20 protein-coding genes and 1 other annotated feature are annotated in these 18,735 nt (G+C 39.7%); of the genes, 15 read left to right on the top strand and 5 right to left on the bottom strand.

Annotated features, from left to right (window positions below; translation table 11 throughout):
- Positions 1-107: 107 nt before the first annotated feature.
- Both ACXAHI_RS17100 and ACXAHI_RS17095 read left to right on the top strand, forming a co-directional pair.
- Positions 108-962, top strand: coding sequence for an ABC transporter permease subunit (locus ACXAHI_RS17100; RefSeq protein WP_474849964.1), 855 nt, complete (start codon positions 108-110; stop codon positions 960-962).
- Between the two features lie 28 nt (positions 963-990).
- Positions 991-2,031, top strand: coding sequence for an ABC transporter permease (locus ACXAHI_RS17095; protein ID WP_474850207.1), 1,041 nt, complete (start codon positions 991-993; stop codon positions 2,029-2,031).
- 39 nt (positions 2,032-2,070) lie between these two features.
- Here the strand turns inward: ACXAHI_RS17095 and ACXAHI_RS17090 are convergent, their stop codons facing one another.
- Both ACXAHI_RS17090 and ACXAHI_RS17085 read right to left on the bottom strand, forming a co-directional pair.
- Positions 2,071-2,682: a hypothetical protein gene (locus ACXAHI_RS17090; protein ID WP_474849962.1), complete on the bottom strand. Its 612-nt coding sequence runs from the start codon at positions 2,680-2,682 to the stop codon at positions 2,071-2,073.
- A gap of 23 nt (positions 2,683-2,705) precedes the next feature.
- On the bottom strand, positions 2,706-3,269 hold the full coding sequence (locus ACXAHI_RS17085) for a sigma-70 family RNA polymerase sigma factor (RefSeq protein ID WP_474849960.1): 564 nt from the start codon (positions 3,267-3,269) through the stop codon (positions 2,706-2,708).
- A gap of 155 nt (positions 3,270-3,424) precedes the next feature.
- Here ACXAHI_RS17085 and ACXAHI_RS17080 point away from each other — a divergent pair, with 155 nt between their 5' ends.
- Positions 3,425-4,057: an N-acetylmuramoyl-L-alanine amidase gene (locus ACXAHI_RS17080; protein WP_474849958.1), complete on the top strand. Its 633-nt coding sequence runs from the start codon at positions 3,425-3,427 to the stop codon at positions 4,055-4,057.
- A 48-nt stretch (positions 4,058-4,105) separates the two neighbouring features.
- Here the strand turns inward: ACXAHI_RS17080 and ACXAHI_RS17075 are convergent, their stop codons facing one another.
- Positions 4,106-4,273, bottom strand: a complete 168-nt coding sequence (locus ACXAHI_RS17075; protein ID WP_474849956.1) for a YfhE family protein — start codon at positions 4,271-4,273, stop codon at positions 4,106-4,108.
- Positions 4,274-4,425: 152 nt separating this feature from the next.
- Between ACXAHI_RS17075 and ACXAHI_RS17070 the strand changes: the two genes are divergently transcribed.
- From ACXAHI_RS17070 to argS, 3 genes are all read left to right on the top strand, one after another.
- The gene (locus tag ACXAHI_RS17070; protein ID WP_474849954.1) at positions 4,426-4,740 is read left to right on the top strand and encodes a hypothetical protein; all 315 of its coding nucleotides are present in this window, start codon (positions 4,426-4,428) and stop codon (positions 4,738-4,740) included.
- A gap of 221 nt (positions 4,741-4,961) precedes the next feature.
- The gene (locus tag ACXAHI_RS17065; protein ID WP_474849952.1) at positions 4,962-5,156 is read left to right on the top strand and encodes a hypothetical protein; all 195 of its coding nucleotides are present in this window, start codon (positions 4,962-4,964) and stop codon (positions 5,154-5,156) included.
- Between the two features lie 56 nt (positions 5,157-5,212).
- Positions 5,213-5,423: a binding site (T-box leader), on the top strand.
- A gap of 47 nt (positions 5,424-5,470) precedes the next feature.
- A complete protein-coding gene (gene argS / locus ACXAHI_RS17060) occupies positions 5,471-7,156 on the top strand; it encodes an arginine--tRNA ligase (RefSeq protein WP_474849950.1) in 1,686 nt (561 codons plus the stop codon).
- 58 nt (positions 7,157-7,214) lie between these two features.
- Here the strand turns inward: argS and ACXAHI_RS17055 are convergent, their stop codons facing one another.
- Positions 7,215-7,949 carry a TraR/DksA C4-type zinc finger protein gene (locus ACXAHI_RS17055; protein WP_474849948.1) on the bottom strand — a complete coding sequence of 245 codons (735 nt, stop codon included), beginning with the start codon at positions 7,947-7,949 and terminating at the stop codon, positions 7,215-7,217.
- 150 nt (positions 7,950-8,099) lie between these two features.
- On the opposite strand from ACXAHI_RS17055, the gene ACXAHI_RS17050 reads away from it, so the two are divergent.
- Entirely contained in the window at positions 8,100-8,585 is a 486-nt protein-coding gene (locus ACXAHI_RS17050) for a hypothetical protein (RefSeq protein ID WP_474849946.1), read from the top strand.
- A 26-nt stretch (positions 8,586-8,611) separates the two neighbouring features.
- On the opposite strand, the gene ctaG is transcribed toward ACXAHI_RS17050, so the two are convergent.
- Positions 8,612-9,517, bottom strand: coding sequence for a cytochrome c oxidase assembly factor CtaG (gene ctaG / locus ACXAHI_RS17045; RefSeq protein ID WP_474849944.1), 906 nt, complete (start codon positions 9,515-9,517; stop codon positions 8,612-8,614).
- 255 nt (positions 9,518-9,772) lie between these two features.
- On the opposite strand from ctaG, the gene ACXAHI_RS17040 reads away from it, so the two are divergent.
- The 8 genes from ACXAHI_RS17040 to ACXAHI_RS17005 all read left to right on the top strand — a co-directional run bounded on the left by ACXAHI_RS17040 (position 9,773) and on the right by ACXAHI_RS17005 (position 18,483).
- Positions 9,773-10,099 carry an ArsR/SmtB family transcription factor gene (locus tag ACXAHI_RS17040; protein WP_270182541.1) on the top strand — a complete coding sequence of 109 codons (327 nt, stop codon included), beginning with the start codon at positions 9,773-9,775 and terminating at the stop codon, positions 10,097-10,099.
- Positions 10,100-10,197: 98 nt separating this feature from the next.
- Positions 10,198-10,320: a hypothetical protein gene (locus ACXAHI_RS17035; protein WP_270182542.1), complete on the top strand. Its 123-nt coding sequence runs from the start codon at positions 10,198-10,200 to the stop codon at positions 10,318-10,320.
- Between the two features lie 35 nt (positions 10,321-10,355).
- Positions 10,356-10,502 carry a hypothetical protein gene (locus ACXAHI_RS17030; RefSeq protein WP_474849942.1) on the top strand — a complete coding sequence of 49 codons (147 nt, stop codon included), beginning with the start codon at positions 10,356-10,358 and terminating at the stop codon, positions 10,500-10,502.
- A 150-nt stretch (positions 10,503-10,652) separates the two neighbouring features.
- The gene (locus tag ACXAHI_RS17025; RefSeq protein WP_474849940.1) at positions 10,653-11,576 is read left to right on the top strand and encodes a cation diffusion facilitator family transporter; all 924 of its coding nucleotides are present in this window, start codon (positions 10,653-10,655) and stop codon (positions 11,574-11,576) included.
- Positions 11,577-11,671: 95 nt separating this feature from the next.
- Positions 11,672-11,989, top strand: coding sequence for an ArsR/SmtB family transcription factor (locus ACXAHI_RS17020; protein WP_474849938.1), 318 nt, complete (start codon positions 11,672-11,674; stop codon positions 11,987-11,989).
- Positions 11,990-12,041: 52 nt separating this feature from the next.
- Positions 12,042-12,827 (top strand): SDR family NAD(P)-dependent oxidoreductase, encoded by a 786-nt coding sequence (locus tag ACXAHI_RS17015; RefSeq protein ID WP_474849936.1) that lies wholly within the window; start codon positions 12,042-12,044, stop codon positions 12,825-12,827.
- A 587-nt stretch (positions 12,828-13,414) separates the two neighbouring features.
- Entirely contained in the window at positions 13,415-17,695 is a 4,281-nt protein-coding gene (locus tag ACXAHI_RS17010) for a S8 family serine peptidase (protein WP_474849934.1), read from the top strand.
- A gap of 215 nt (positions 17,696-17,910) precedes the next feature.
- Positions 17,911-18,483 carry an SCO family protein gene (locus ACXAHI_RS17005; RefSeq protein WP_474849932.1) on the top strand — a complete coding sequence of 191 codons (573 nt, stop codon included), beginning with the start codon at positions 17,911-17,913 and terminating at the stop codon, positions 18,481-18,483.
- The last annotated feature ends 252 nt before the right edge of the window (positions 18,484-18,735 follow it).

The following is an 18,735-nucleotide window of genomic DNA, read 5'->3' as shown; positions in this document are numbered from 1 at the left end:
AAAAATTCATCACCGAGTCAAATTGAAATTTTGTCACGCCACATGCAACCTTTGGGAATTATTTACGTCTACAAGTGTAGAAGGGTAGAAACAGAAAGGGGATAACTATGATTAGAGGGGTCTATCGTTTTGGGGTGAAGTTCATAGCATCTTTTATTGGCGTATTACTACTTGGTGCATTACCAGGTTTGTTCAATGGAATGAAACTTGATCTAGGAGGTTATGGAGACCGGTTAGTTGCGACCATACAAAAGCTGATGGCTTATAACGAGCTCACCTTTCGAGTTGGTGATAACCAATATCCATTGTTTCCTGAACTCTTTACATACTTAAACTATTCATTGATTTTGCTATTTTCAGCACTGATCTTAGCTTTCATTAGTGCGTTAGGAGCTACATACCTCACCATGATGCTTCCAATAAAATTCAAACAGATGATTAAAAGAGGATCGTTTTTATTCGAGTCGTTACCAGACGTTTTTATTCTTGCATGCGTACAGATCGGTGTCATTTGGTTCTATAAGAAGACTAGTATTCTACTCGTTGATATCGCTGCGTTTGAACGAATCTATGCGATGCCAATACTGGTGTTGTCGATCCTTCCAGCGCTGTTATTCTATCGCATCATGCTTCATGTATTTGAAGAAGAAGCTGAAAAGCCTTATGTGGAATTGGCGAAAACAAAGGGTGTTGCTGGAACTGCTCTCGTGTTTGTTCATATGTTTCGAAACGCGTTGTTACCGATTTATTTTCATTCGAGGTCAATCATCTGGTTTGCGCTTTCAAATTTATTCATTATGGAATTTGTTTTCAACTTAAACGGTATCATCCGCTTTATGTATATTAACCCTACACCTGAACTCTTTACAGTTGGCGCGTTGCTTCTTTTTGTTCCGATCTTTATTATTCTAGGACTCTACCAACTTCTTGCAGAACGGGTTTCCAAAGCGGAGGCATTGTAACGATGAATGGGGGGAATAGCTCGTGTTAATGAAAAATCCGATGTTTCTTACTGGGATACTTGTTCTTGTCCTATTATTTGGAGGGAGCGTATTTTATACAATCGCGTATGATGATCACATTCCACAAACATTCATGCTTTATAATGAAGAAGGAAATTTGATCGACAAAGCTCCACTAACACCTTCACAGGTTGAGCCGTTTGGAACAGATAAATTAGGATACCATCTTTTTCAACAGATTATTATTGGTGCAAAATATACAATTGGAATCGCGCTTCTTATCGCATGTATGAGGATGTCGTTATCGTTTGTAGCTGGAGTGATTTCTGGTACCTATTCAAAAAAAACGTCTCGCGTTACTTCAGGTCTCGTAGATGCGATGCAGTACATTCCTATTTCTCTATTGAGCTATTTTATCTTAAGGGGCGTACTGATGGAGAATGGAATGGAAGGTACATTTCAATATAATTTCTGGGAAAGATTGATCTTTGAAGTCATTATCTTAACAGCGGTCGCTGTTCCTACTACGACCGTACTTATTTCAAATGAAACACATTCATTGTGGCAAAAGAGCTATATCGAAGGTGCGAGAATTCTTGGTGGTTCTAAAGTAAGAATCTTGTTCAAACACATCTTTCCACATTTGTGGCCAAGAATGATGATCATCTTTCTGCAGCAGCTGATCAATGTCTTTATCCTGTTGTTACATCTCGGATTATTAAAGCTTTTCTTAGGTGGTACAATCTTTAACCCTGATCCACAGCTCGGGGACGAATATCGTTCGGTGTCTTCAGAGTGGTCGGGGCTAATCGGATCAACATATGAATTTCTTCCGTACAATACGTGGATTCCTCTAATCCCGATTCTTTTCTTTGTCGTTGTGATTCTTTCAGTTAACATCACCCTCGAAGGCTATAAGCAAACTCAAAACGGTCAAGTAGGGAAGAGGCGTAATCGGAGAAAAGAAGTTCATACAACAACAGAAGAAAAGAACGTGTCAGCTGGGTCATTTTATTTCATCAACCATGAAGAAAGTGAATACGAAGATCAAAGAGCAGTGAACAGATAGACAAAAGCACAACCATGGAGGTTGTGCTTTTTGGCGTCTTTATTCTTTTGGTTGAATCCAGTTAATCCGATCGTCGTCTCTTCCTTTTGTACCTTTTAATAAAATCGCACTATTCTCTCCACCTAAATAATTCTGTATGATGTATTCGTTCTCTGCCGTAATAATGATATCAACAGAGTAGTATTTCCAGAGATCACCAAGGCCATTATATTCCTCAATATAAAGGTGTGAGAGTAACGTAAGATAGCTGTTAGCTGCTTCTTTCATTTTTTCTTCCGTCATAGAGTCAGGTACCATCAATTCAAGGTGAAGCGTGCTCCCCTTTGCGAAATAAGTAACATCCATAATATCCGTGTCTCGTTTTGCTATTTCTGTTGACCGCTTCATATAAGCAGCACTTATATACGGCGAATCGATGTTTTCCTCTGCACTATTGTTTTCAGGGAACCACATGTCGGTTCCTGTTAATTGAATCGTAGTCGTAATGAGTAAGAGCAGGCAGGCCACTATCCCTACCCATTCGAGGATCATACTTTTCTTTCTTGGCCGTCTTGAGTAATGTTCGATGAGTATATTTTCAAGCATTTTTTCTTTCTTTGCTTCAGTAAAATGTTGTTTCTGAAACATAACGTTTTTTACTTTTTTTCTCATATCTTTTGTTTCCATCTAGTCGTTCACTCACTTTCTCCACCCAGTCTTGTTTCAAGCAGGCGTCGGGCCCGATGTAGACGAGATTTAATCGTTGCTTCTTTTGTATCCAGGAGGTCACTAATTTCTTTAATCGATAAATCTTCATGATAAAAAAGAATAAACGATTCACGGTATTTAATAGGGAGTTTCAGAATTTCGTTGCGCAACTTCAACGCTTCTTCGTTTTGTACAATTAGTAATTCAGGAGAAGAATCATGAGATTTTATTAACTTCAACATTGTGCTCGGAACGATATGTTTAAAGGACCAGCTACGAACGTAATCATGGCAACGATTCACCGCAATGCGGTATAGCCAATTTTTTAGAGAAGCTTCTCCACGATATGTATCAATTTTTAAGAAGCATGTTAAAAACACTTCCTGTACAATGTCCTCAGCTTTGCCCCAATCCTTCACATATGTATAAGAAAGTCGCAGGATCGACTCGCCAAATTGTGACATCAACTGTTCGATTAACTGCGTTTTCTGGACAGTGGTATAGGAGGTAATATCACTTTTCTTTATTAAGTTAAGGTCGATCTTTCTCATGTTATCAGCCCTTTAACAATCCTTTTTCTTATTAAGACGGTAGCCCCTACATAAAGTTGCAGGTATTTGTAATTAATTTCATTTAGGTGCCCCTTTTTCCTTTTTCTTTTCGATATATAGTAGGAAGTTATTATATTAATGGGGAGTGAAAGATAATGATCATCATTGATGCGGGTCATGGAGGTACGGATCCAGGTGCATGTGCAGGAGGGATAAGGGAAAAGGATTGGACGTTAGAAGTGTCGTTGCATCAGCAATCGTTCTTAAATAATCTTGGCATTCAAACGGTGCTGACTAGAACCTCCGATAAAGGGTTGACGCCTATAGAGCGAACGAATCTCGTCAAACGGTGTGGTGGGTCAATTTGTATTAGCAATCATTTCAATGCTGGTGGGGGGAAAGGCGCTGAAGTGATCCATTCCATTTATTCAGATGGTAAGCTTGCAAAAGCAGCTGGACATGCTCTTACGTCAGCGGGAATGCCTCTCAGGCGAGTATTTTCACGAAAAGGAAAAGACGATCGTGATTATTACTTCATGCATCGCCTCACTGGATCAGTTGAAACGCTTATTGTGGAATATGGCTTTCTAGATTCAATTGAGGACATAGCGAAACTACGTACGCTTCGCCTGAAACTTGCAGAGTCTGTTGCGCTTGCCGTTGTTAAAAGGACGCAGTCGATCTATGTCGTGCAAGCTGGTGCATTTCAAGAGAAGAAACGAGCACTAACACTTTGTACTGAATTAAGAGAGAAAGGGTATGATGCGATCATAAAAGAAGAGCGATAAACGTCAATAAAAAATGAGTCATGCAGCTGCATGACTCATTTGTTGTTCTTATTTTAATAAATCTGGATTTTCACTTTTCGCTCGTTTTACTTTAGGCTTTCGAACGCCACCTGCGATGTCCGCCTTTTTAAATTCCTTTGCATATGCAACTTCCTGTGCATCACTTAATTGAAAACCTTTTTCGTGAATTGGTTGATATTGAGAGTTCTTAGCCATGATGCTATTCCTCCTTGTAGTAAATATCGGCTTATAGTAAATCGATACCCTGGTAGAAAATGAGTTAAACATACAAGTTCTATTTTGTTATCGCACACGATTTTGTGGTAACTTAATGATAAGCGTATGTCGTTTTTACTAATGGAGGAATTATGGAGCGAAAAAAAGTAACGAATCTCATAATAGGAAGTTTAATCGTAATCGTGGGAGCTCTTTTGTTGGGGAAGTATACGTATGTTCATGAAGAGCACATTGAACGAGGCGAAATCGTTAGTAAGGAAAGTCATCACCACGAGTACTATGTCTTTGTACAGCCTGAGGGTGAAGGTGATGCCAAAAAGCTTGTTGTAGAAGATGAGATGACTTGGAATTTAGTAGTCGAAGGTGAACTTTACAACGTTGCTTATGCATGGCATGGTTCAAAGGAACCTGTTATTGAAGAGATGGAAAAAGTAGAACGAGAGTAACATTCTCGTTCTACTTTTTTGTATACCAATTGTTCAATAGTTGTATGGTGAAAATAAGTTGAACAAACGAGATATATGCAAAAAGACTCAGATGAACGTTCGGGTTTGCTGTCCTTTTGGATCATTTTCATTGATGTTTTGATAGGTTTTGTCGAATGTATGTACTCTTATTGTTTAAGTAATGTATAATAAAGTTACTAAATCGGAAGGTGGTTCTTACGATGACGATAAGAAACACTCAAAAGGAAAAGCTCGCTGTAGATCGATGCATGAAACATTTAGAAGTCGTCAACGTTGAACCTAAAGTAAGACAGCTTATTTACATGTACATGACCTCTATTTATCGGGAAGCTTATGAAGAAGGTTTAGCCGATGGAGAACGTCAAGAGCAACCTCAGGAACAGCACTCAGGCTAACGAGCAAAAAATGGTTTGATTTTTTGTGTGATTTAGCTATACTGATTAGTAATATAACAATGTCTATGCGAAAGAGAGTAGTGTTTGTGAAGGGAAAAGCGATCCGGGGATGGTGTGAGCCTGGAGCCTAGGCAAGCATGAACCGGACTTTCAAGATACTGTTCTGAATGATTAGTAGGAATGGTCGGTTTCCCCGTTATGGAATAAAGTTGGCACTGGTCGTAACCAGGCAATAAGAGTGGTACCGCGGATTACTCCGTCTCTAATCAATGATTAGAGGCGGGGTTTTTTTGTATATGAAGGAGGATTTTAAATTGAACTTTAAAGACGTATTTGCAAATGAGCTTTATCATGTGATTGAAAATAAGGTAGAGTACGAGACCATTATCAACCGAATCGAAAAACCAAGTCAAGAAAGCTATGGGGATTTTGCATTTCCATGCTTTGATCTCGCTAAAATCATGAGACGTTCTCCACAACAGATCGCATCAGAGTTAGCGCAAAAACTAGAACATCCTTCGTTTGAAAGATGTGAGGCTGTAGGGGCCTATCTTAATATGTATTTGAAAAAAAGACAGGCTTCATCAGAAATCATTCGTGATGTGTTAGAAAGTGGAAGTGAGTTCGGAAAGAGTAATCATGGCAATAATGGAAAAGTTCCAATCGACATGTCTTCTCCTAATATAGCGAAGCCCTTTTCAATGGGGCACTTACGCTCAACAGTTATTGGAAATTCCCTCGCTCTATTACTTGAGAAAATAGGATATGATCCGATCCGAATCAATCACCTGGGAGATTGGGGAACTCAGTTCGGTAAGCTGATCGCAGCTTACTTGAAGTGGGGTGACGAAGAAAAGGTTCGTCAGAATACGATTAAAGAACTTCTCGCTCTATACATTAAGTTTCACGAAGAAGCTGAGAAAGACGCCACTCTTGAAGATGAAGGAAGAAGATGGTTTAAGCGCTTAGAAGATGGAGATGAGCAGGCCGTTAAGTTATGGGAGTGGTTTAGAGAAGAATCACTAAAAGAGTTTAATCGTATCTATGAATTGATGGATATTTCCTTCGACTCAACGAACGGGGAAGCATTTTATAACGATAAGATGGACCGCGTTGTTCAGCTTCTATCTGACAAAGAGTTGCTCAAAGAGTCAGAAGGAGCGCTAGTTGTAGAAATGGATGACGACAACCTTCCTCCATGTTTGATTAAGAAAAAAGATGGAGCAACGTTATATGCTACGCGTGATTTAGCAGCAGCGTTATACCGCTATGAAACATATGGATTCAGTCAATCTTTATACGTAGTAGGAAATGAACAAAGCTTGCACTTTAAACAACTGATAGAGGTATTGAAGAAGCTAGACTTTGATTTCGCAGAAAGCATGCATCATATCTCATTCGGTATGATGTTGAAGGATGGCAAAAAAATGTCTACGCGTAAAGGAAAAGTTGTTCTCCTAGAAGAAGTGCTTGAAGAGGCTATTCAGCTAGCGAAAGGTAATATCGAAACGAAAAATCCATCTCTACTAAATAAAGATGTTATTGCTAAACAAGTTGGTGTAGGAGCTGTATTATTCCACGATTTGAAAAATGACCGTCGAAACGATATCGATTTTTCTCTAGAAAGCATGTTGAGAGTTGAAGGAGAGACAGGTCCGTACGTACAATATACGAATGCAAGGGCATGCTCGATCTTAAGAAAGGGACAATACACCAAGGGAGATGTCTCTGGAGTAGATGATGAGAAGGCGTGGCCAATCGTGATGTTACTCAATGCTTTTCCTGAAACGGTTCAAAGAGCAGCACGTGATTTTGACCCATCGATCGTTGCTAAATACGTGATCGATCTCTCTCGTTCTTTCAATAAATATTATAGCCATGTAAGAATACTTGATGAAGAAAGCATGAAACAAGGTAGACTGGACTTAGTGGCATCTGTTTCAATCGTGTTAACAGAAGGTCTTCGATTACTCGGAATTCATGCGCCGCAAGAAATGTAACAACATGGTTCAGGCTTTATCAAGAAAACGCAGACCCATTAAGTGGATCTGCGTTTTTTTAATATCCCGTGTAATCTGTATCCTCAACTGTTCCATCAAACATATTTTGTTCATATTCATCGATCGTCTCTTCGTATCGTTCATGAGATTCATTCGGCATAACACCAGTTGGTTTCCCATCTATATCAGATGTAAGAAACGTCTCGATCTCTTCAACATACCCATATGGTTCGTCTGCTTCGACATACATATTGTCGTAGTCTTTTTTTGGATCGATGAAATCTGACGGGGTTTCTGATGTTCCATAACTAGCAGCCCGTTGCCAGGAATCTTCAGAGTCGAAGAAATTCGCATCACGGTTATCGTTATCATATTTCCCAAACGGATGTGCAGACTCTTCTGCAGGTCTATTGTGGGAAGTTTGAGCAGAAGGTGAGTGGTCGACGCAAGTTGTTGCTGTTGGCATGGCGAGTAGCCGTTCAGTAGCAATTTCTTTTCCACATTCCTGACAAACACCATACTTACCTTGGTTAATTCTTTGTAAGGCAAGGTTTAGTTCTGCTTTTTCTTGTTTTAAATGTTCATCTAATGACAAATCCTTTTCCCGTTCGAATAATTCTGTTCCAGTATCACCAGGATGGTTATCATAATTTGAAAGTTCACCGGTGGATTCTTGAACAAAGGCTTGCGATAGACCAAAATCGTCTTGTTCAGTTCTTTCTTGTTCTGCAATTTCTGCTAATCGGTTTTTGATGATTTGTTTGAATGAACGAAGTTGATTGGTTGTCAGCATAAATACAGCCTCCTTATTTTTATGGATAGTTGTAGTATGTAGCAAAGCTTCACAAGCTACTTCTGAAAATAATTCCATGAATAAAGAATGAATTCCAGCTATTTGGAAAAAATAGGGAGGTGACAAAGATGTGGAGAAACTGGTGATTAGATGAAAAGGAAGTTTTATCCTATTGAGGTTTTACTATGGAGTATCGCGTTTCCGGGGTTTGGACAAATATTAAATGGTGCTTATATTCGCGGAGGATTTTTCATCCTTCTCGAATTTTTAATCAATGTAAACTCGAACCTTAACTTGAACATTCTGTATAGCTTTCAAGGCAAGTCAAGCCTTGCAGTCGATGTAACGAACTATCAATGGGCGATGTTTTATCCTTGTATCTATTTGTTTGCGATTTTTGAAAGCTATGTGATGGCATTTCAGCGACTTAACATGCGTATACCAACCTACGTAAGTGTTCCGTTTGTTTCAGGGGCATATTTTTCAACAATCGGAGTCATTTACTCGAATGTTATACCGATTCCACCTACATTCACTGCGATAAGCGGAATTGTGATAGGTGTTGGAATAGGTCTTGTGTGTCGGGCATTCCTATTAAAAAGATTACAGGTTACCGAATTAAAAAACAGGCAGTGAGAATTTTTCCTCACTGCCTGTTTTAGTTAAATTTCACTCATTCGAAAATCAGCAGATTGTAGTTCTTCTGCATCTTTTTCTTTTTCTCTTCGTGCCCATTGGAAGAAGATGTAGCCTAGTGCAGAACCATATGAGATTTCTTGAATAATCTTCATGATAATTCCACCCAATTGCTGGTCTTCTAAGATACCGAGTGGTTTAAATTGAGCAAAAAGTTCAGGAGGTACAGTAGTGCCCCCAGGAACACAGTAACCCATTGCCGTCGCCCATACAGTTGGATCCGTATAAGTAGCATACAAAGGAGTTGAAGCGAAGATAATCAATGCACACGCAGGTGTTAATAGAACACCATCTGCGAAGATATATCCAAGCTTTTTCACTCCAGATAAGGTATCATATTCTGGAACAGGACATACGAGTGGCCACCACATTGCAAAAGCAGATAGAATCAGCGCGACCTTGTAAATATCCTGAGCTGTATAGTTAACCATTAAGTAGTCAAAAATTTCCGGGATATGATAAAAGGAAAACAGCCCGTTAAACAAGAGCAATGAAATGATTGGAAACGTAAAGAACTTCACAATTTTATGGATGACCTTGATATTGAGAAGCGGTCTTAGCATCCACGCTGGCGTACCAATGATCATCAATGGCGGTGCGATTAAATAAACGAGTGCCATTTCGGTCATGTGGATACTTAAGAGTAAATGCCCCATAAGTGATAAAGGTCCACCGAATCCAATATAGAGAATAAATACGCCTAAAAGAAAGAACAGCTTTTTATACAACGGAAAAGGAGCTGAATCTTTAAAAGAATTTTTCCATGGTCCCGTTAGAAGTAAGTAGAGTACTCCTACGAAAATGGCAGCGACCATTAGCCCAGGGCTCCACAACGCACTAAAGGAAAACGTGCTTGATAATTGTTCCCACATCAGGAACACCTCCATCTATATTTCATAAGCCAGTCATAGCAAATCAACATACCCATCATACCACATCTATACAAAATCTCATTAACCTCTACCATTATTGTAAGAAGGAATCAATTGAAATACAACAAGACCTAATAGGAATGTGTGAAGGAACCGTGACATTCCGCCCTCTAGTTGACAGTAGAGCAAACCTTCACATAGAATGGCATCAGGACCATATATGAACGTACATTCATATAAAATGGAGGAAACAGTATGGATAATCAAGAAAGAGACGCTATCCTTGAGAACGTGGATCTTGATGAAGAAACGTTATTCATCGTGTCGCAAACGTTTAAAGCACTAGGTGATCCTACAAGAATACGCATCTTAAATCTTCTAGCAGATCATGAATGCTCTGTTAGTGAAATAGCGGAAGGGCTTCAATTGTCTCAATCTACCGTTTCACACCAATTGCGTTTCTTGAAAAATTTAAGACTGGTTAAATTTCGACGAGCAGGGACGAGCATTTATTATTCTCCGGATGATACTCACGTGATGGCGCTCTTGAGTCAGGCGATCAATCATGCTTGTCATGATTAGTAGGAGCGAAAAAAGTTTGGAAACGTTCATAAAATTAGGTTTTGAATGTATGCAAGCAAAGTTATAATGTGGATAGAACGAACGAGAGGGGAATAAGCATGTTAGCAAAAATTAAGCAGCATAAAACTGAATCTGCTGTTATTTTCTTAGCTTTTATTCTGCCTTTTATTACGATGGTTGTGATCGGTGCATTATCGATCTATCTATCTTATAGTGGCTAAGGAATTAACAGTGTTTTCATAGGAAGGTGGACGAGATGGGGGACATAGGATCAATCTTAGTCGTCATGTCGACGGTTATCTTTTTTGTTGTCTTCGGACTGTTTGGTTTCTTTCTTTATATGCTAAAACGAAAAGAAAGAAAGGAAGAGAATCAAAAGGAGATGCCTGAGCATGAGGAGTAAAAATATAAGACTGCTAATTATATTACTTATTATCAGCGCAGTATGGGGAGTCGCCTACTGGGTCTGGGCATTTGGTAATGTATAAAAGACTTTTCCGAGGAGAAAGGTCTTTTTTTGTTATAAACATCATGAAGTAAGGAATACATAATAATGGCGAATTCGAGCGAAGAGAGGGATAAGATGGGACACCATGATCACAGCTCAGTAAAAAACATTAAAACGGCATTTTTCCTAAACTTCAGTTTTACTATCATAGAAATTATAGGTGGTCTCTTAACGAATAGTATGGCAATCCTATCTGATGCTCTGCATGACTTAGGAGATTCATTATCATTAGGAATATCGTGGTACCTCCAAAAGAAATCAAACCGTAAAGGAAGTAACGCCACGTTTAGCTTTGGCTATAGAAGGTTTTCGTTACTAGGAGCTTTAATCAACAGTATCATTTTAATTGGAGGCTCCCTTTTTATTTTGACACAGGCAGTCCCTCGTCTCTTAGATCCAGAGCCTGTTCAAGCGAGTGGAATGATGGTTTTAGCTATTTTAGGCGTTCTAGTAAATGGAGCAGCTGTTTTTAAACTTCGTAGTGGAAAATCCATGAATGAAAAAGTGGTAACTTGGCACCTACTTGAAGACGTATTAGGTTGGGTAGCTGTATTGATCGTGAGTATCGTTCTCATGTTTAAAAACATCCCGATTCTCGACCCAATTCTTTCGATTATGATTACGCTCTATGTGTTGGTGAATGTCATTAAGAACCTCAAGAAAACACTTATGATCTTTTTAGAAGCTGTACCTGAAGGTGTCGATCTTAAAGAGATAAAAAGTAAAATTGTAGCTCTACCAGGCATTATTTCGACCCACCATACGCATCTATGGTCTCTTGATGGCGAACAGCATGTTCTAAGTACTCATATCGTTGTGGAAGAGTCTCTAAACAAAGCAGAAATCATCCACATTAAAGAACAAATTCAAGAGTTCGTTGAAGAGCTTCATCTAGAACATTTAACAATCCAAGTTGATTACCAAGACGAACGTTGTCTGATGGCTGAATCTTCTTTAGACGATCGGTAGGTTTACGAAGGAGAAGAGAGGTTGACAACCAGCTCTTTTTTCCTTATTATCGTATTAGATTATATGTTTAAACTTTTGAACGGATGTGGGTTTCTATGAATAACGAACAGGACCATCATGAAGTAATTGACCTTTTTCGCAAAAGTACACCTATCTTTCAAGCACTCGGTGATCCCTATAGGCAAGATATTATCATGCTCTTAAGTGAACATGACAGATTGAGCGTGAATGAAATCACGGAGAAATCAACCTTATCAAGGCCAGCGATCTCTCACCATTTGAAAATCCTGCGTGAAGTAGGACTTGTAGCTGCTTCTAAACAAGGTACGACACGTTTTTATTCACTACAGTTAGAAGATAGCGTAACAACATTAAAACACTTGTTAGCGAAAGTAGAGGATGCATGCTTTTAATCTTCTACTTTTTAACACATTTAATGTTTAAAAGTTTAAACTAATAGAAGTAATGGAGGTAGTATACGTGGAAACTGCACTGATAACTGGAGCATCTGGCGGCTTAGGGTATGAGTTAGCAAAACTAATGGCGAAAGATAACATCGACCTTATTCTAGTCGCACGAAATAAAAAGAAATTAGAGGAAAACGCAGAAGAATTAAGGAAGCATGGTATTCAGGTTGACGTCATCGTAAGCGATCTTTCGAAGCCCGGGGCACCAGATGAAATTTATGCTGAAGTACAAAAAATCGGGAAGCAAATTGACATTCTCGTTAATAATGCTGGTGTTGGCATGTTTGGGCGATTTATAGAGAACGATCTTCAGCAAGAGATGGACATGTTATACTTGAACATCAATTCTCTCACACATTTAACGAAGCTATTTTTACGCGGAATGAAAGATAGAGGACAAGGAAGAATCTTAAACGTTGCTTCAACTGCTGCATTTCAACCAGGTCCACTAATGGCGGTTTACTATGCTTCCAAAGCTTATGTTCTTTCATTTTCTGAAGCGATAGAAAATGAGTTAAAAGAGTCTGGGGTAACGGTGTCGACGCTATGTCCAGGTCCTACAAAAACAGATTTTGCAGACCGAGCGGACCTAGGTAAATCAAAGCTTTTTGATATGGGTACGATGGATGCAAAGTCTGTTGCTACAATAGGCTATAAAGGGTTCATGGATAATAGAAGTGTAATCATACCTGGTCGACAAAATCGCTTGATGGCAAAATCCGTTCGATTTATGCCACGAAAACTTGCGACAAGGATCGTTAGGAATGTTCAAAAAGAAAAATGATGATCTGATTAGACAAAATAAATTTTCTCAAGAAGAAAAGTGGTACGTGAACAGCATCAATGTTCACGTACCACTTTTTTTGCTAGTTTGGTTCCAGCCGTTCGAATTTACTAAAACTTTCTGAGGAGGCTTTTGAGAGACTTGTCGAATTTTTGTGTAAAGCGATTAGGGGTTGACGACCTGTTTACTAGCGAAAAATAGCGTATTTAATAGAACTTTAAATAAATGGAAAAAAGGTTGTTGTTTATTGTTGTGATAAATACTCCTTTTAGTCACAGTTAAAAAATTTAGAAAGTAATTGTAGTAAATTAGTCTTAACCGTGAGTGTTGGTTTTTGGTAATAGGTAAATAGTCTTGTGCAATGTTGAATTTCAGAAGGTTAACGTTCTTGTGAATTTTGGAAGAAATAAGCAGGGAATAAGTCATTATTTTATATTGAAAGTACAATGATTTGTTTGGTTTATTTTCTGAAAATTATGTCATTTTAGATTTTATTTTGGTAACTACTGGTACAGCATGGGAGGTGAAGTTGGAACACAGGAAGGAGGAAAAGAAGCTTTACTACAACAAATAAGGGAGGAAGAAATTTGAAGAAGCAAAGACGTAAAATCTTTATGCTATTTGCTTGTTTTATTCTCCTCATCACGAGCTTCATGCACCCAGCTATGCAAGCAAATGCTGGAAACGAAACTTCCGTATCGATGAAAAGTGAAAGCGATCGAATCAACAAGAAAGTAACGAAAGCTTTTGAGAAAAATGAAAAAGTAACGTTCTTAATTAAATTTGCTGAACAGGCAGACACCACGAAAGTAGCAAAAAATGCGAAAGCTACTGCAAAGAAAAAGAACTTAACCTCATACCAAGCAGAAATCACACAACGATCGGCAGTAGTCAATGCACTTAGAGCTACGGCGATTGAAACTCAGCAGGGTGTTACAACTTACTTAGAACAACAAGAGCAAAAAGGCAATGCAACAAACATAAAATCATTCTATATTGTGAACGGGATGGCAGTAACTGCAACGAAGAAAGTAATGGATCATCTTGCTTCCATGCCAGAAGTTGAGAAGATCCTCCCTAATGAAATGAGACAGATTCAGCCAATGGCGAACAAAACAAAGCAAAAAACGACTGCCGAAACGAATACAATTGAATGGAATATTGAACGAGTAGGGGCTCCAGAAGTTTGGGAAATGGGAATTGACGGAGCAGGAACGGTCATTGCTAATATCGATACCGGTGTTCAGTGGGATCATCCGGCTCTAATGGAACAGTATAGAGGATATGGTTCCGAGGGAGCAGATCATGAATTTAACTGGTTTGATGCTGTTAGCGGTGAAGAAGCTCCTTACGATGACAATGGCCATGGAACACATACAATGGGGACGATGGTTGGCGTTGAACCGGATGGTTCAAACCAGATCGGTGTTGCTCCAGGTGCGAAGTGGATTGCAGTAAAGGCATTTAGCGAAGAAGGAGGAACAGATATTGATCTTCTTGAGGCTGGAGAGTGGATTCTTGCTCCGAAAGATGCTGAAGGAAACCCGCACCCAGAGAAAGCGCCAGACGTTGTAAATAACTCTTGGGGAGGAGGACCAGGTCTTGATGAGTGGTATCGTCCAATGGTTCAGAATTGGCGAAATGCCGATATTTTCCCTGAATTTTCAGCTGGAAATACCACGTTATTTAATCCAGGGGGCCCAGAGTCCATCGCTACACCTGCCAATTATCCTGAGTCATTTGCTACTGGAGCGACGGACATTAATGATTCGCTCGGAAGCTTTTCACTGCAAGGACCCTCGCCTTATGATGAAATAAAACCAGACGTTTCAGCTCCAGGAGTCAATATACGCTCAGCAGTACCAGGAAGTAACTATGAAGGAGGATGGAATGGTACATCGATGGCTGGACCTCACGTATCAGCGATTGTAGCTCTACTTCTTCAAGCTGATTCGTCGTTAACCGTTGATGAAATAGAAGATATCTTTTTCAGTACCGTTACGCCGCTTACAGATGATGAATTTCCTGAATCCCCTAATAATGGATACGGCTATGGGTTAGTAAATGCCTTTGATGCTGTTTCATCTGTTATGAGTGGTCTTGGTACATTACAAGGAGAAGTCTTGAAGGAAGGAAATGATGAAGAAGGGCCAACATATCAACATGAAGCACCTTCAGAGGCTTATGCAGGAATGGATCTTCCTTTGACTATTACAGCGTCAGATAACGTCAGTGTAACAAACGTAGAACTTGAGTACGCTGTTGATGGAGAATGGAGTTCAACAGATGCTACGAGAGTCGATGGGAATTACCTTTCTGGAACCTATCAAGCTACTATTCCTGGGGAGGCAATCGAAGAACCTTCTGTTAGTTACAGGTTCAAAATTGAAGACTATGGTGGCCATGTTGTTACAACGGACGACTATCAAGTGGACATTATGCCTGGCATCACAACTGGCTATGAGAGTGATTTTGAATCAGAGCCAGCTGGATGGATGAGCTGGGGGGATAATAACTCTTGGGAGTGGGGAGCGCCAATAGCCGGTCCCGAAGCCTTCTCTGGAGAAAAAGTTTATGGTACAAATCTTGATGGTGCCTATGATAACAATGCGAATATGTCGCTAATGATGCCACCTATCGATCTTGAAGAAGGCGAAGCCTACCTTCAATTTAGTCAGTGGTATGAACTTGAAAGAAACTATGATTATGGTCATTTATTCATTTCAACCGATCAGGAAAATTGGGAAGCCCTAAGGGAATACAATAATACTTCTGATGGATGGATGAGTGAAGAGATTGATCTTTCCTCTTATGAAAATCAACGTATTTATTTAGCTTTTCACGTTGAAACAGATGGTAGTGTTATGAAGCAGGGCTGGTATATTGATGATGTGAAGCTATCATCTGAGCCGATGGAAGTGGCTGCTAAGAAAACTATGAAAGCCACTACCCAGCCTGTCGTTGAGAAATCTAGCGTAAAAGCGAAAGAAAAGGTCATTCCTAGTAAGCTAAAACCTACACCACTTTTCGATGTGAAAGCTCCTGATCAACAGAAGCAAGTCCCTGCCCCTCAAGCTTTGCCGCTTCAAGCAGAAGTGTCTATTCTTGAGACAGGACGTTCTGCAACAACTGATTTGGAAGATGGAAGCTATTCCTTGACTCATGCAGCAGGAGACTACACAGCCATTGCAGAAGCATATGGCTATCAATCAGAAACTCAGGAAGTAACAATAACGGATGATGAAATAACGGAAGCTGATTTTACTTTAGAAGCCATTCCTGAGGGAGAAGTTGAAGGAACCGTAATGAATAGTGAGACGGGTGAGCCAATTCAAGGAGCGACCGTCCTATTAGTAGAAGATGCAGCGATCACACCTGTTCAGACTGATGAGGAAGGTCGCTACTCACTAACAGGATATGAAGGGGAATATACTCTAAAAGTTCTTGCTGCTGGTTACTATAGTGAAACCTTCACCATCACGCTGGAAGCCAATGAAACAGTTGTTCAAGATGCATCACTTTCTCCGTTCATTGGATATGCCGGAGAAATTGGTTATGATGATGGCACGGCAGAGAATGCACGAGCGTTCTATGATGCCGGTAACGGCTGGTCCGTGAAAATGTCACTTGAGGAAGGGCAAGAACGCGCACTTGTAACAGGCGGTTTATTCAGGTTCTGGAATACAGAATGGCCAAATCCAGGCGGGACAGATTTCAAAGTTGAAATTCATGAAGCTTCAGGTCCAGATGGAGCACCAGGCAAGAAGCTCGCTGGTCCAATTGATGCAACAGCTCTTCGAAACGGAGAATGGACAATGGTCGATCTATCTGATCAAGGAGTTATTGTAGAAGGTGATTTTTACCTGACTTATATTCAAGCGGATGGTAATCCAAATGCTCCGGGACTTGCAACAGATGAAGACGGAGAATATGTCGATCGTAGTTGGCAATATGTAAGTGGAGCATGGTCGAAGACGCCTGAAGAAGAAGGAAACTATATGATCCGAGCGGTTGTGGATTATGAGTTAACAGCACCTACGATTACTTCTCCAAAAGCTAAAGCTTATACAAAGAAAGACAGCATTCTCGTTGAAGGAGAAACAGCACCTTCCACTACAGTCCATCTTTATAAAAATGGGGAAGAAAAAGCGACGACATCTTCAGATAACGCCGGTTACTTTGCTGAAGAAATTCAATTGAGCGAAGGTGACAATCGGTTGACTGCGCGAGCGTCTACCGACAATGGAATGACGGAAGAATCAGATTCCGTACTCGTCATTTTGGATCAAAATAAGCCAGAGTTAACGATCACTTCTCCAGAGGATGGCTGGAAGACAAACAAAGGCTCTGTGACAGTCAAAGGTAAAATCAACGATGAAAACCTTGCTTGGGTGAAAGTAAATGGTACAAAAGCCAAAGTAGAAGAGGGAGAGTATTCGCTTCGCATCTTACTAGATCAAGGTGAAAATAAAATCAAAGTTGTAGCAAAAGATAAAGCAGGTAATAAGGCGAAGAAATCCATTACCGTCTATACCCAGCAAGAGGAATTGGAGATTAGTAATTTAAAGCCTGATGAAACTAAAAATCTTCAAGCTGGAGAATCGGTGAAAATTGAATTTGATAGTAAACCAGGAATAAAGGCTACCTTTTCAATTCATATGCCTCTCGTAAATCCAACCATGATGACTCAAAGTGTAACTGAGTTTCCAATGATGGAAGTGTCAGAAGGACATTACGAAGGCTATTGGACTGCTACATCTAATGTTGTGGCAAAAGGAGCTAAAGTTGAAGTGAAAGTAAAGGATTCCTATGGAAATGAATCTAGAAAACTCGCTGAGGGGTTATTGAATATCAATTTAGATGAATAACATTTAATGGGCATTCACACAGCGTGGACTACACAGTCGTGCTTACAGACAAAAAGGTCCCGTTCATCCAATACGGATGGACGGGGCTTTTTTATTTGGCAAGATATCTTGCTATTTCAAGAAATGCTCAAAATTAACGAATAAAACGTATGGCAAGTCGATTATATATCATATATGGTAGTAAGAGAACGATTACGTTTGGAGGGAAGAAAGTAATGCAAAGAAAATTAACATTGATGATCGGTCTTATCAGTATCTTGCTATTAGCAGCATGCGGACAAGATGTACCCGATGATCTTGATTGGGAAGTTGAAGAGTTTACATATACGGATCACACAAACAGCGAATTTGGTCTTAAGGATTTAGAAGGTGACGTTTGGCTTGCGAACTTCATCTTTACGAATTGCGATACGGTATGTCCTCCTATGACATCCAACATGTCTAAAATACAGGATAAACTAGCAGAGCAAGATATCGATGCTGAAATCGTATCCTTTAGTGTAGATCCAGAACGTGATACACCTGAACAACTCGAAGCATTTTCTCAAAAGTTCGATGCAGATTTATCTAACTGGCATTTCCTAACAGGTTATGATGGAGATGAGATCCAGGAGTTCGCGAAGAATAGCTTTCAAACACTAGCGCTACCTGACCCGAACTCTGACCAATTCACTCACGGAACATCTTTCTATCTCGTGAATAAAGAGGGAATCGTAGTTATGAAATACGAAGGTGTTTCGAATGTGAAATACGACGAAATCGTAGAAGATGTGAAGGCGCTGCAATAATAGAATGATCCTAATGGTTGTATTTCAGGTTGTTGACCTGCTAACAATATAGTTTAATTTGCCGACACTCGCTTTCAGAGGCCAGATCATCTATGATATGAAAAAGCATTTGTTAGCATAAAAGATCGGGAAGTTTAACTTTCATTTTAATGTATGCTAGTAGGAGTGAATACCTCTTGACTCCCTCCGGAAATGTTGATGTACCAGTGTTTATTAGGGTTAAAAATTCTTTTTAAATTTCCCTGTAGGAAC

The organism is Anaerobacillus sp. ABD4_527 (assembly GCF_056160805.1).
Note: the sequence above shows the minus strand (reverse complement) of the source record. Positions and strands in the feature narration are given on the sequence as shown.

Coding starts and splice junctions, on each gene's coding strand:
- ACXAHI_RS17100 (WP_474849964.1), top strand. CDS start 108: ATGATTAGAGGGGTCTATCGTTTTGGGGTGAAGTTCATAGCATCTTTT.
- ACXAHI_RS17095 (WP_474850207.1), top strand. CDS start 991: ATGAAAAATCCGATGTTTCTTACTGGGATACTTGTTCTTGTCCTATTA.
- ACXAHI_RS17090 (WP_474849962.1), bottom strand. CDS start 2,682: ATGAGAAAAAAAGTAAAAAACGTTATGTTTCAGAAACAACATTTTACT.
- ACXAHI_RS17085 (WP_474849960.1), bottom strand. CDS start 3,269: ATGAGAAAGATCGACCTTAACTTAATAAAGAAAAGTGATATTACCTCC.
- ACXAHI_RS17080 (WP_474849958.1), top strand. CDS start 3,425: ATGATCATCATTGATGCGGGTCATGGAGGTACGGATCCAGGTGCATGT.
- ACXAHI_RS17075 (WP_474849956.1), bottom strand. CDS start 4,273: ATGGCTAAGAACTCTCAATATCAACCAATTCACGAAAAAGGTTTTCAA.
- ACXAHI_RS17070 (WP_474849954.1), top strand. CDS start 4,426: ATGGAGCGAAAAAAAGTAACGAATCTCATAATAGGAAGTTTAATCGTA.
- ACXAHI_RS17065 (WP_474849952.1), top strand. CDS start 4,962: ATGACGATAAGAAACACTCAAAAGGAAAAGCTCGCTGTAGATCGATGC.
- ACXAHI_RS17055 (WP_474849948.1), bottom strand. CDS start 7,949: ATGCTGACAACCAATCAACTTCGTTCATTCAAACAAATCATCAAAAAC.
- ACXAHI_RS17050 (WP_474849946.1), top strand. CDS start 8,100: ATGAAAAGGAAGTTTTATCCTATTGAGGTTTTACTATGGAGTATCGCG.
- ctaG (WP_474849944.1), bottom strand. CDS start 9,517: ATGTGGGAACAATTATCAAGCACGTTTTCCTTTAGTGCGTTGTGGAGC.
- ACXAHI_RS17040 (WP_270182541.1), top strand. CDS start 9,773: ATGGATAATCAAGAAAGAGACGCTATCCTTGAGAACGTGGATCTTGAT.
- ACXAHI_RS17035 (WP_270182542.1), top strand. CDS start 10,198: ATGTTAGCAAAAATTAAGCAGCATAAAACTGAATCTGCTGTTATTTTC.
- ACXAHI_RS17030 (WP_474849942.1), top strand. CDS start 10,356: ATGGGGGACATAGGATCAATCTTAGTCGTCATGTCGACGGTTATCTTT.
- ACXAHI_RS17025 (WP_474849940.1), top strand. CDS start 10,653: ATGGCGAATTCGAGCGAAGAGAGGGATAAGATGGGACACCATGATCAC.
- ACXAHI_RS17020 (WP_474849938.1), top strand. CDS start 11,672: ATGAATAACGAACAGGACCATCATGAAGTAATTGACCTTTTTCGCAAA.
- ACXAHI_RS17015 (WP_474849936.1), top strand. CDS start 12,042: ATGGAGGTAGTATACGTGGAAACTGCACTGATAACTGGAGCATCTGGC.
- ACXAHI_RS17005 (WP_474849932.1), top strand. CDS start 17,911: ATGCAAAGAAAATTAACATTGATGATCGGTCTTATCAGTATCTTGCTA.